The 12,476-nt window shown below is 64.9% G+C and carries 10 protein-coding genes and 1 pseudogene; 5 read left to right on the forward strand and 6 right to left on the reverse strand.

Annotated elements, in window-relative coordinates; all coding sequences use genetic code 11:
- Nucleotides 1-3: 3 nt before the first annotated feature.
- Together pyk and EN786_RS15055 are read right to left on the reverse strand one after the other, a co-directional pair.
- Nucleotides 4-1,443, reverse strand: coding sequence for a pyruvate kinase (gene pyk, locus EN786_RS15050; RefSeq protein ID WP_127309949.1), 1,440 nt, complete (start codon nt 1,441-1,443; stop codon nt 4-6).
- The gene (locus EN786_RS15055; protein WP_189340445.1) at nt 1,440-1,910 is read right to left on the reverse strand and encodes a DUF1036 domain-containing protein; all 471 of its coding nucleotides are present in this window, start codon (nt 1,908-1,910) and stop codon (nt 1,440-1,442) included. The genes pyk and EN786_RS15055 overlap by 4 nt, the downstream gene beginning before the upstream one ends.
- Before the next feature lie 269 nt (nt 1,911-2,179).
- Here EN786_RS15055 and EN786_RS15060 point away from each other — a divergent pair, with 269 nt between their 5' ends.
- From EN786_RS15060 to EN786_RS15075, 4 genes and pseudogenes are all read left to right on the forward strand, one after another.
- Nucleotides 2,180-2,980, forward strand: coding sequence for an N-formylglutamate amidohydrolase (locus EN786_RS15060; protein ID WP_127309951.1), 801 nt, complete (start codon nt 2,180-2,182; stop codon nt 2,978-2,980).
- Nucleotides 2,981-3,010: 30 nt separating this feature from the next.
- Nucleotides 3,011-3,318: pseudogene (locus EN786_RS15065) on the forward strand (DUF1244 domain-containing protein).
- A gap of 82 nt (nt 3,319-3,400) precedes the next feature.
- Nucleotides 3,401-4,315, forward strand: coding sequence for an alpha/beta hydrolase (locus EN786_RS15070; protein ID WP_320255269.1), 915 nt, complete (start codon nt 3,401-3,403; stop codon nt 4,313-4,315).
- A 218-nt stretch (nt 4,316-4,533) separates the two neighbouring features.
- Nucleotides 4,534-5,709, forward strand: coding sequence for an MFS transporter (locus EN786_RS15075; protein ID WP_189340447.1), 1,176 nt, complete (start codon nt 4,534-4,536; stop codon nt 5,707-5,709).
- 78 nt (nt 5,710-5,787) lie between these two features.
- Here EN786_RS15075 and EN786_RS15080 read toward each other — a convergent pair whose 3' ends face one another.
- The gene (locus EN786_RS15080) at nt 5,788-6,681 is read right to left on the reverse strand and encodes a LysR family transcriptional regulator (RefSeq protein WP_127309953.1); all 894 of its coding nucleotides are present in this window, start codon (nt 6,679-6,681) and stop codon (nt 5,788-5,790) included.
- 94 nt (nt 6,682-6,775) lie between these two features.
- On the opposite strand from EN786_RS15080, the gene EN786_RS15085 reads away from it, so the two are divergent.
- Nucleotides 6,776-7,735, forward strand: coding sequence for an SDR family oxidoreductase (locus EN786_RS15085; RefSeq protein ID WP_127283861.1), 960 nt, complete (start codon nt 6,776-6,778; stop codon nt 7,733-7,735).
- A 50-nt stretch (nt 7,736-7,785) separates the two neighbouring features.
- Here the strand turns inward: EN786_RS15085 and EN786_RS15090 are convergent, their stop codons facing one another.
- The 3 genes from EN786_RS15090 to EN786_RS15100 all read right to left on the reverse strand — a co-directional run bounded on the left by EN786_RS15090 (nt 7,786) and on the right by EN786_RS15100 (nt 12,460).
- Complete coding sequence (locus EN786_RS15090; RefSeq protein WP_127283862.1) at nt 7,786-7,944, reverse strand: DUF3309 family protein; 159 nt, start codon at nt 7,942-7,944, stop codon at nt 7,786-7,788.
- 97 nt (nt 7,945-8,041) lie between these two features.
- Entirely contained in the window at nt 8,042-11,212 is a 3,171-nt protein-coding gene (locus EN786_RS15095) for an efflux RND transporter permease subunit (RefSeq protein WP_127283863.1), read from the reverse strand.
- Nucleotides 11,213-11,284: 72 nt separating this feature from the next.
- Nucleotides 11,285-12,460, reverse strand: a complete 1,176-nt coding sequence (locus EN786_RS15100; protein WP_127310919.1) for an efflux RND transporter periplasmic adaptor subunit — start codon at nt 12,458-12,460, stop codon at nt 11,285-11,287.
- Nucleotides 12,461-12,476: the final 16 nt, after the last annotated feature.

Here is a 12,476-nt window from a genome sequence, read left to right on the forward strand (position 1 = left end):
AAGTCAGGTGCGGCTGGTCTGCGTCTCCGACCCGACATAGGCGATGCGCAGCATGTTGGTCGAGCCCGGCGTCCTCAGCGGCACGCCCGCGGTGATGATGACGCGGTCGCCCGGCTTGCCGAAGCCCTCGTCTATCGCGATGCGGCAGGCGCGGTCGACCATGTCGTCGAGGTCGACGGCATCGGGCGACACCACGCAATGCGTGCCCCACAAAAGCGACAGCCGCCGCGCCGTGTTGAGGATCGGCGACAGCGCCACGATCGGCACTTGCGGTCGCTCGCGCGCGGCGCGCAGGCCGGTCGTGCCGGAGGCCGTATAGGTGACGATCGCCGACAGTTTCAGCGTTTCGGCGATTTCGCGAGCGGCGAGCGATATCGCATCGGCGCCCGTCGCTTCCGGTTCCGAGCGCTGCGCGTTGATGATGCCGGCATAGGTCGGGTCGGTTTCGACCTTGGTGGCGATACGGTTCATCATCGCCACGGCCTCGACCGGATAGGCGCCGGCCGCGGATTCGGCCGAAAGCATAATGGCGTCGGCGCCCTCGAACACGGCGATCGACACGTCAGACACCTCGGCGCGGGTCGGCACCGGCGCGGTGATCATCGATTCCAGCATCTGCGTTGCGATCACCACCGGCTTGCCGGCGCGGCGCGCCGCACGCGTGATCTGCTTCTGGATGCCGGGCACCGCCTCGAGCGGCATCTCGACGCCGAGGTCGCCGCGCGCGACCATCAGCGCGTCCGACAGTTCGATGATCTCCGCCAGGCGGGTAACCGCCTGCGGCTTCTCGATCTTGGCCATGATCAGCGCCCGGCCGCGCGCGATCTTGCGCGCTTCGGCGAGATCTTCCGGCCGTTGCACGAAGGACAGCGCCACCCAGTCGACGCTTGCCGCCAGCACCGCGTCGAGATCGGCGCGGTCCTTCTCGGTCAGCGCGCCGACCGGCAGGTCGGTGTCGGGCAGGCTGACGCCCTTCTTGTCGGAAATCGTGGTGCCGGCGACGACGGTGCAAGTGATCGACTTGCCGTCGCTCTTCAGCGCCCTGAGCTCCAGCTTGCCGTCGTCGATCAAAAGGCGATGGCCTGCCTCGACCGAGCTCAGGATTTCCGGATGCGGCAGGTAGACCCTGCTCGACGTGCCCGGCTCCGGATTGTTGTCGAGCGTGAAGGTCTGGCCGACGCTGAGCGTCTCCTTGCCATTAGCGAACTTGCCGACCCTGAGCTTCGGCCCTTGCAGGTCGGCGAGAATGCCGATCGGGCGGCCGACCGTTTCCTCGACCGCGCGGATGCGCCCGACCAGCGTGCGCATCAAATCGTGGTCGGTATGGCTCATATTGATGCGGAAGACATCGGCGCCGGCTTCGAAGAGCTTCTTCAGCATCTCCTCTGAAGAGGAAGCCGGACCGATGGTGGCGAGGATCTTGACCTTACGGTTACGTCTCATTGACTGTTTGTTCCCGGGGCGGGGGCCGCTGGTGCGCCTCCCGTTGCGGGCTCGTCGGTCAGCTGGACCATCCAGCTTGCCTGCTCGCCCGTGTCATATTCCTGAAATCCGGCGCGTTGGAAGCCCCGGGCGACGCAATCGGTTACGCCGGCGATCTTGAACTCTTTTTCGGCCACGCACATGTTGATCGGGCCGTCCCAGCGCCCGCCGCGCTCGGCGTCTTCTGCATAAAGATAGTAAAACCTTGATGACAGCGGACCCTCGATCAGCGTCTTGCAGCTCGACCCTTCGATGTGCCACCAGCCCTCGGTGATCCAGCCGGCCTTGGCGCGGTAGCCGATGCCGACGCCGACCAGGTTCTGGGTGGCGTTGCAGACGCGGAAATCGGCCCGGGCGGGCGACGCCGCGACCATGGCTGTGAGCCCGGTGACGACGGTCAGGATCGGCAAGGCGAAGGCGCGGCGCATGCGCGGCCTGCCGGCGGAACCCATCCTGAAACCCCTCAAGAACGACATCTGCATCTCTCGACGCCCCTTTTCGGCAAACTCCGGGCGCATGTCAACGCGCCGTTTTGTTCAATTCCAATCGATTTAGAAAGGCCCCAGGCGCGATTTGCCGCCATGCGTTGGATTCTTCGCAGAAACCGTGGCCAAACAACGGCATTGCGCCAGCGTCCTCTTCGTGGAATGACGTTACCACCCTGCCGGGAAGCCAGCGACCAGACCATTTCCAGCCGATGACCCGATCCACAGTTTTCGCGCCTTTCGATATCGTCGAAGGCGACCGCAAGCGAGGCATCGTTCTGCTTGGCGATCATGCCCGCCGCGCGCTGCCGGAAGAGTATGGCAGCCTCGGCCTGCCGGCGAGCGAGTTCGACCGCCACATCGCCTACGACATCGGCGTCGAGACGGTGACGCGCGAACTGGCGGCGACGCTCGGCGTGCCGGCAGTGCTGGCCAATTTCTCGCGGCTTTTGATCGATCCCAATCGCGGCGAAGACGACCCGACGCTGATCCGCCAGCTTTATGACGGCACCATCGTGCCGGGCAATTATCCGATGGCTCCAGAAGAGCGCGAGCGACGGCTCGACCGCTTCTACCGGCCCTATCACGACGCCGTCGGCGCCATGATCGCCTCGGTGGCCGAGGCGTCAGCCAAGGCGCCCTTCATCTTCTCAATCCATTCCTTTACGCCCGTCATGCAAGGCATCCGGCGGCCCTGGCATGTAGGCATATTGTGGGACCTGGACGACCGCGTGGCGCGGCCGCTGATCGACATGCTGGCCGAGGACAAGAACCTCGTCGTCGGCGACAACGAACCCTATGACGGGGCGCTGCGCGGCGACACCATGTTCCGCCACGCCATCGTCAACGGCTTTGCCCACGCGCTGCTCGAGATCCGCCAGGATCTGATCGCCGGGCGCGAGGGCGCCCTCGCCTGGGCCGAGCGGCTGGCGCCGATCGTTGACGCGATCGACCGCCGTCCCGATATACATCGGGTGAAGATGTTCGGCTCGCGCACCGGGCCGGTATCATAGGGCCTGAGAAGGGCTCAAGGAGTGCATGACATGACCGAACTCAGCGACGAGCAGAAGCGCGATTTCGAGGCCGCCGCCTTCCGCCGGCTGATCGACCACCTGCGCCAGCGCGGCGACGTGCAGAACATCGACCTGATGAACCTTGCCGGCTTCTGCCGCAACTGCCTTTCCAACTGGTATCGCGACGCGGCCGAGGCCGAGGGGGTCGCGCTCTCCAAGGACGAGTCGCGCGAGATCGTTTACGGCATGCCCTATGCCGAATGGCAGGCGCTCCACCAGACCGACGCGTCGGAGGCCAAAAGGCCGAGTTCGAGGCAAGGCGGCCGAAGGATCACTAGCGAATCTGGTGCGGTTCAAGGCGACGACGTTCGTTCGGCTGACCCGCTATGAACTTTAGCGGCTCGTTGCCGTTCTAAAGTCATGATGAAAGATACGACAGAGATTCCCGGCTTCACAAGCCGCGTGGTTGAAGGCGAGCGCGGCGCAATTTTCCTTTACGAAGGTGGCGACGGGTTTCCCGTACTTCTCCTGCACGGCTTTCCAGAGACGAACCTGATGTGGCGCGAGATCGCCCCATTGTTGGCGGGCGAATATAAGGTGATTGCGGCCGACCTGCCCGGATACGGGCGAAGCAATTGTCCAGACGAGCGCTTGAGAGACGCTATGTCGAAGCGCGAGATCGCCACGACGCTGGTGGAAGCCATGCGATCCGCCGGCCATGATCGCTTCGCCATAGTCGGCCACGATCGAGGAGGCAGAGTTGCCTATCGGGCCGCGCTTGACCATCCCGCATGCGTATCTCACGTCGCGGTGTTGGACGTTGTGCCAACTTTCGACGTGTGGGATCGCGCTGACGCGCGCCTTGCCTTGGCTTTCTGGCCGTTTTCGTTGCTCGCGCAACCATCTCCTCTTCCAGAGCGCCTAATTTTCTCCGCGCCCGACGCGGTCGTGGACAATGCGCTTGGTGAGTGGGGAACACCGCGAGACGTTTTTCCCGACTGGGTTCGAGAGACCTATATTGCCGCCCTGAGCGATCCTGGCCATATCCATGCAATCTGCGAGGAATATCGCGCAGCGTCGAGTATCGACCGCGAGAACGACGCGGCAGATCTCGGTGCTGGCCGGCGCATCAATTGCCCTCTGCTCGCCCTTTGGAGCGAAAGCGGCGCCTTGGCGAGCTGGTACGACGATGCTGGGGGTCCCTTGGCCCTCTGGCGCCGGTGGGCGATCGATGTACAGGGAAGGCCGATGACGGGAGGACACTTCTTCCCTGAGGAGCATCCAGCGATCACGGCTGGTGTGATAACCGATTTTCTCAAGAGTCGAATGTCTTGATAACTGTCCTTGGCTGACTTGGCGGTCAGCCTGCAACGACATGCGCCGGCATGCGGATGGCCTGTCCACGAGTTTGTCGTTGACGCTGTGAACCAACCCGATGTCGCCGCTTTGGCCCAAGCACTTCTGCCTGCTCAGCGCTTGACTATGAATTGAATCGATCTAATTTTCTGCCCAGATCCACCGGCGTACTTCACATCATGAGCGTGCAAATCACGATGCAAGCCGCGACGCGCGGACGCTGGGCCGTGGCCGGCATCTTCCTCGCCAACGGCTTTCTGACCGGCAGCTGGGCACCGCAGATCCCGGTGTTCCTGACCCGGCTGGACATCTCGAAATTCACGCTCGGCCTGCTGATCCTCCTGTTCGGCGCCGGCGCGGTGGCGGCGATGACCTGGTGCGGCCATCTGATGTCCAGGCATGGCTCCCGCGCCGTGCTGCGCTGGTTCGGCCTGTGCGGCAGCTTCGGCCTGCTGGCCGTTGCGCTCGCCCCCAATGTGCCGCTGGCGGCCATCGCCATGTTCATCTTCGGCGGCTCGATCGGCGGCATGGACGTCGCCATGAACGCCAACGCGGTGGCGGTGGAAAGAAGGCTCTCCAGCGCCATCATGTCGTCCTCGCACGGCTTCTGGAGCCTTGGCGGTTTCGCCGGCGGCGCGCTGGGCGGCTTCGCCATCCAGAACTACGGCCATTTCGCCCATGCGACGGTGGTGACGGTGCTCGCCTTCGCGGTGATCGCGCTCGCTGTCGGCCATCTCATTGTTGAGGACAAGCCCGAGGCCGCCGAGCATCGGAAATTCTCACTGCCGGCGAATCCGCTGGTCTATCTGGTCGGGCTGATGGCTTTGCTGACGATGGTCTCCGAGGGCGCGGTGCTCGACTGGGCGGCGCTCTACCTGCAGCAGGAGCTCGGCGCCGACCTTGCCATCGCCGGCCTTGCTTACGCGGCCTTTTCGGGCGTCATGGCATTGATGCGCTTCCTCGGCGACGGCGTGCGCAACCGCTTCGGCGCGGTGGCGACGCTGCGCGGCTCGGCCCTTGTCGCCGCCGCCGGCATGCTGGTGGCTGGCCTGTCGCCCTCGCCCTGGCTTGCGATCGCCGCCTTTGCCTTTTGCGGCTTCGGCATCGCCAATATGGTGCCGATCATCTTCTCGGCCGGCGGCAACCAGGAAGGCATGTCATCCGGCACCGGCATGAGCGTCGTCACCACCATGGGCTATTCCGGCATACTGGTGGCGCCGTCGGCGATCGGCTTCGTCGCCGAGCATTCGAGCTTCGGCCCGATCTTCGTCGCCCTGTCGGGGCTGTTGATCGTCGTCCTGTTGATGGCCGGGCTTGCTCACCGCGCCGAGTTCGCTCCCGAGCCGGATGGATTTCAGGTCGGATCGACCTGAAATCCATCCGGCTCTGAGATTAGAGAAATAGAGCATGACGCCGTCCGAAAACCGCTTCACACTTTTCGGCATCATGCGCTAGCCGGCGCCGGCCGAGTAGCGCTTCAGCTCCTCGTAGAGGAAGTCCGCGACGCGGCGGATGCGCACGCTGCTGCGCACGTCGCGATGCATGGCCAGCCACACCGGCAGCACCGGCAGTGGAAGCTGTGGCAGCACGATCTCCACCAGCGGATCGCGCTCGGCCAGCGGACGCTGGCCAAGGCCGATGCCATTACCGGCCCGCACCGCCTCCCACAAAACGATCTGATTGTCGGTCCTTAAGCGAAAGCTGCTGCGGCTGACCGGAATGCCGTACCCGGCAAAGCCTCGGATCATCTCGTCGCTGCGATCGAAGCCGATCAGCGCATGGCCGGCAAGGTCGGCGGGCTCCAGCGGGCGGCCGGCCCTGCCGAGATAGGATTTGGCCGCGCAGGCGCAGAGCGGAATGTCGGCGACCTTGCGCGCCACAAGCTCGTTCTGCGCCGGCTTGACCATGCGGATGGCGATATCGGCATCCCGGCGCAACAGGTTCTCGACCTGGTTCGAGGCGACGATCTCGACTTCGATGCCCGTTTCCTCGACACCAAGTCGCGCCGTGATCTCCGGCAGTACATAGGCCGCCACCACCTCGCTGGCGGCGATGCGCACCGTGCCCTCGATCGCTTCGACCGACCCCAGCGCCAGCAGCGAAAAGGCGCTCGCCTGCTCGCTCACCGCGCGACCGCGCTCGAAGAGCACGCTGCCGGCCTCGGTCAGCGCGTAGCCGCTGCGGCCGCGACGGAACAGCGTCACGCCGAGCGCCTGCTCCAGCTCGGCGATGTGGCGGCCAAGTGTCGGCTGGCTCGCCGCAAGCTTTCGCGCGGCGGCCGACAAGCTGCCGGTCTCCGCCACGGCGACGAAACTCTTGATCAGGTTCCAGTCGATCTCTGCCATTCATTTATGAATATCAGAACGTCAACTTCAGTCAATTTCCATTCGTTTGCGAAAGCTTCAGATTGAGGGCCCAACGCAAACACGGAGACGAGAAATGACCAAGATCGCAATCCTCGGCGCCAATGGCCGGCTCGGCCGCGTCGTCGGCAAGGCCTTCATCGACGCCGGCTTCGATGTCCGCGCCGTCACCCGCAGCGGCAAGGTGCCGGCCGAGCTCAAGGGCGCCGCGGCGATAGCCGGCGATGCGCTCGACCGCGGCTCGCTGATCCGCGCAACGCAAGGCGTCGACATCATCTTCAACGGCCTCAACCCGATCTACACCGACTGGGGCAAATGCCTGCCGATGGCCGAGAATGTCATGGCCGCCTGCGGCGCCAACGGCGCGCTGCATCTGTTCCCCGGCACCGTCTACAATTACGGCTCGCCGATGCCTCGCGTGATCACGGAAGACACGCCGTTCCGGCCGACGACCGAGAAGGGCCGCATCCGCGTCGCCATGGAGGATCTGTTGCGCCGCGAGGCCGAGGCCGGCCGCGTGCGCACCATTCTGCTCAGGGCCGGCGACTTCTTCGGCGGCACCGGCAGCGGTTCCTGGTTCGATCTGGTCGTCGCCGCCAAGATGGCGAAGGGCATCTACACGGCGCCCGGTCCGGCCGATCTCGCCCACGAATGGGCCTATCTGCCGGATTTCGCAGCGGCTTTCGTCGGCCTGGCGCGCAATCTCGACAAGCTCGGCTTCTACGAGGCGCTCAACTTCCCCGGCCATGCCGTCACCGACCTCGATATCAAGGCCGCGGCCGAGAATGCGCTCGGGCGCAAGCTGAAGCTCGGCTTAATGCCGTGGTGGGTGCTGCGCGCCGGCAGCCCGTTCGTGGCGATGTGGCGTGAGATCGTCTCGATGTCCTACCTTCGTTTCGAGGAGCACCAGCTGGTCTCGACACGGCTGGAGAAGATCATTGGCGAAATCCCGCACACCCGTCTCGATCAGGCGGTGAAGGAGGCCATGCGGGATATCGGCATTGCTGTCGCTCCCGCCTCGCGCGAGGCCGCCTGACTGCGGCCGACGACGACCGGGCCTCCGAGGAGGCTCGGTCGCATAAGGGATCAGATTCTGCCCATCAACAACAGGATCAAAAGCACCACCAGGATGACGCCGACGATGCCCGAAGGGCCATAGCCCCAGGAGCGCGAATGCGGCCATGCCGGCACGGCGCCGATCAGGATGAGGATGAGAATGATGACGAGAAGTGTGCTGACCGTCATGAGAAAGCCCTCGCCGTGAGGTGAAGTTATGCTGGGACAATGCAAAAGGCCGCCCGGTTGTTCCCCGGGCGGCCTTTATCTTCCTGGTTGAGCTGACTTATTCGGCGGCTTTCTGGAAGGCGACGGCCGGCTCGGCGCCCGCATCGTCGCCTGGGACAGTCGTTGAAACCTTGCCCTTGCCGCGACCGAACAGCCGCCGGAAAAACGCGTTGAAGCGACTGTCCTTGCTGCGCGTGAACACCATCAGCATTGATGGCGTCACCACCAGCGTCAGCAAGGTGGCGAAGGACAGGCCGAAGACGATCGCCGACGACAGCGAGATCCACCACTGCGTCGACGGCGCGTTGATCGTCGTCTCGTGGTGGAAGATCTCGAGGCCGAGGCCGAAGGCGATCGGCAAGACGCCGAGGATCGCCGACACCGCCGTCAGCACCACCGGACGGGCGCGCTCGCGGCAGGTCTGCAGCACCGCGTCCATCTTGTCCCAGCCCTCCTCGCGCAACCGGTCGTAAGTGTCGATCAGCACGATGTTGTTGTTCACCACCACGCCGGCGAGCGCGATGACGCCGATGCCCGACATGACGATGCCGAAGGCTTCGCCCGTCAAAAGCAGTCCGAGGAAGACGCCGACCGTCGCCATGACCACGCAGGACAGCACCAGCCAGACGCTGGTGAACTTGTTGAACTGCATGAGCAGCACCAGGAAGATCAGGAAGATCGCCGCGCCGAAGGCCTTGCTGAGGAAGGCGCCGGCCTCGGCACTGTCCTCGTTGGAGCCGGCGAGCTTCCAGCGGATGCCGCTGCCGAGATCCATCTCGGAAACGGCCTTGGTAACTTCCTGCTGCACCGCCGCGACCTGCGCGCCGGCGCTGACATTGGCTTGCACCACCACCGTGCGCGCGCCGTCGATTCGGTTGAGGATGCCGACCGTCGGCTCGGGCTTGCGCACGACGAAGTTGGAGATCGGCACCGAGCCTTGCGAGGTCTGTACCCTTAGCTCATCCAGCGTCGACAGCGTGCGCCGGTCCTCGGGCAGGCGCAGCCTTATGTCGACGGCGTCGTCCGCCCCGGCGGGCCGGTATTCCGAGAGCTTCAGGCCGTTGGTCACCAGTTGCACCACCGTGCCGACCGAGGTCGGGCTGATGCCGTATTGCGCCGCCTTGGCGCGGTCGACCTCGAGCGCCCAGTCGACGCCGGGCGGCGGCAGGCCGTCCGAAATGTCGATGACGTTGGGAATCTTGGCGATCCGCGCCGCCACCGCGCGCGCCTTGTCGTCGAGCCCCTTGGGATCGGCGGCCGAAAGCCTGATCTGGATCGGCTTGCCGGTCGGCGGGCCGGCCTCCGGCACGCGCACCTCGACATCGACGCCGGGAATGCCGGCCATGACGCCGCGCAGGTCGCTGAGGATCTGGTTGGCCGACTTGCGCTCGCGCCAGTCGACGAACTCGTACTGGATGACGCCGACGACATCCTCAGGAATGTCCTGGCCGCCGCCTTGCGTCTTGCCGGCGCGCGTATAGACCGACTTCACCCCCGGCCAGCCGAGCAGCCGGTTTTCCGCTTCCTTGGTGGCGGCGTCCATCTCGGCCAGCGAAAGGTTGCCGCGCGCATGCACGTAGAGCAGGCCGTAATCCGGCTCGACGCTGGGGAAGAATTCGACGCCGGCACCGTATTTCGAATAGGCGAACCCGACGCCGACCAGCAGGCCGACGGTGAGCAGTATCACGGTGATCGGGAAGCGCACCGCCTGCTTGACCAGCGCCATGTACCAGCCGTCGCGGTTCTCGTCCTCATGATGCTTGGGCGCCTTGGCGAAGATGGCGCCCAGCGTCGGCGCGAACACCAGCGCATAGAGCATCGAAGCCGACAGCGTCACGATCAGCGTGATCGGCATGTATTTCATGAAGTCGCCGATGATGCCCGGCCAGAACAAAAGCGGCGAGAAGGCGGCGATGCGCGTCATCGTCGCGGCGATGACCGGACCGGCCATGCGCCTTGCGGCCAGCGCGAAGGCATCCGCCTTCGGCATGCCTTCGCTCATGCGCCGTTCGGCGAATTCGGTGACGATGATGGCATCATCGACCAGCATCCCGACCGCCAGGATGAGGCTGAACAGCACGATCATGTTGATCGTGTAGCCCATCATGGCGAGCAGCAGGATGCCGATCAGGAAGGACGACGGAATGGCCAGCCCGATGAGCAGCGAGGCGCGGCCAGACAGCGCGTAGAGGATGACGATGAACACCAGGATGACGGCGATCATGACGTGGTTCTGCAGGTCGCCGAGCAGCTGGTTGACGAAGACCGATTTGTCCTGCGTGTAGGTGACGTGCATGCCTTCCGGCATCGTCTTGATGAAGCTGTCGGACACTTCCCTGACATGGTTCAGCGTGTCGATCAGATTGGCACCGATGCGCTTCTTCACCTCGATGGCGATTGCCGGCTTGCCGTCGAGGCGCGTCACCGTCTCGGCGTCCTTGAAGGTGGAGCGGATGGTGGCGATGTCCTTGGCCTGCACCACGGCATTGGGCGTGGCGACGACCGGCAGGTTGGCGACATCCTCCGGCGTCTCGATCAGCGACGGCACCTTGACCGCGTATTTGCCTTCCGAGCCTTCGAGATTGCCGGCGGCGACCAGGCTGTTGGAGGCGCCGACGCCTTGCATCACCTGGTCGAGCTGCAGCCCGTAGGACGACAGTTTCACCGGGTCGATGACGACCTCGACGAGATCGTCACGCGCGCCCTGCAGCGAACCTTCGAGGACGCCGGGCACTTCCTCGATGCGGTCGCGCAATTCGCGCGCCGCCGCCGTCAGCACGCGCTCCGGCACGTCGCCGGACAGCGTCACGACAAGGACCGGAAACTCGGAGACGTTGACTTCGTTGACGGTCGGCTCCTCGGCCGCCTGCGGCAGGTCGGCCTTGGCGTCCTGCACCTTGCTGCGCGTGTCCTGCAGCGCGGTCGCCAGATTGGTCTGCGGCTGGAACTCGACCAGCACGTAGCCGCCGCCCTGGAAGGCGGCCGAACGCATCTCCTTGAGGCCCTTCAGGCTCTTCAGCTTGCTTTCCATCGGACGCAGAAGAAGACGCTCGGAATCCTCCGGCGAGATGCCCTGATAGATCAGGCTGATATACATCATCGGAATCGGAACGTCGGGCTCCGCTTCCTTCGGTGTCGACTGATAGGCGACCCAGCCCGCGACGAGCAGGAACAGCAGCGCGGATATTGTGAGGCGGGCGTTGTGGATGGCGAGTCTGACGATATCCATGACTTATGCCTGCAGTTGTCTTCGAGGAGTAGCGAATTGGCCGATGTCGGGCGCGCCCGACATCGGACTGCGCTACTGCGTCCCGGAGGTGGCTTCGCCGATCAGCTTGTTGATGGTCGCCTGGTCGGCCTCGACCGGCTTGACCGCATCGGCTTCCTTCACCAGCTCCTGGCCGGCGACGATGATGCGCGCATCCTGCGGTATGCCGCCCAGCACCAGGCCGTTCGGCGTGTCGTCGACGAGATCGATCGGGTAGAACGCCACCTTGTTGTCCTTGCCGACGGCGCGGATGCCGAGGTCGCCCTTGTCGCCCAGCGTCACCACCGAACGGGGCAGCATGACCGCGTCGGTCGGCTGCGCGCTGAGCGTGATTTCGGCCGTCATGCCGGCGGGGATGGCGCCATCGGCATTGGGGATCGCCACTTCGACACGGAAGGTGCGGGTCTGCGATGAGGCGTCGCGGCTGATGTAGCGCACCGTGCCGGTGACCTTCTGGTCGTTGACCAGCCGCACATTGGCCTCGTCGCCGATCTTGATGTAGCGCAGGTCGCGCTCGCTGACCTCGCCGCGCGCGATCACCGGGTCGAGCTTGAGGATGGTTGCCACCTCACCGCCCTGCATCACCGAGCTACCCAGTTCCACCGGAACGCGGTCGATGACGCCATCGAACGGCGCCTTGACCTCATTGCGGTCGAGCTCGGCTTGCGCGGTCTCCAGCTGGGATTGCGCGGACGTCAGGTTCGAGCGCGCGGTGTCGAGCTGCAGCGCCGGCAGATTGCCGGTTTTCATCAGCCGCAGGGCCGCTTCCAGCTCGGCCTGGCGCTGCACCAGAAGCTGCTTGGCGTTGTCGACGTTGGAGATCTTCTCCTCGGCCGCCAGCATCAGCACCAGGTCGCCGGTCTTGACGCGCTGGCCCTGCTTGACCGGCAGCTTATCGATGACGCCGGCGACGCGCGTCGCCAGCACCGCCCGCTTGTCGGCCTCGGTCAGCCCGGAAATGCGGATGGCACGCGCATAGGTCTTGCGCGGCGGCGTCACCACAGCGACGGTGCGCAGCGGCGCCTTCGCCTCGGCCTCAGCGGCTTTCGGCTTGGCGGCCTCCGGCTGCGCAGCCTTCGAGGCGTCTTCTGCCTTCGGCTTGTCGGCGGCGGCGCTGCCCACGGACGAGAATTCACCCGTTCCCATCCAGGCTGCGAATCCGATAAGCACAACAATGGCTGCAAGCTTGTGAAACCTGATTTTCGGCATCGTCGTCGTTTCCACT

This window comes from Mesorhizobium sp. M4B.F.Ca.ET.143.01.1.1 (assembly GCF_004792275.1).
GTDB classification, from domain to species: domain Bacteria; phylum Pseudomonadota; class Alphaproteobacteria; order Rhizobiales; family Rhizobiaceae; genus Mesorhizobium; species Mesorhizobium abyssinicae.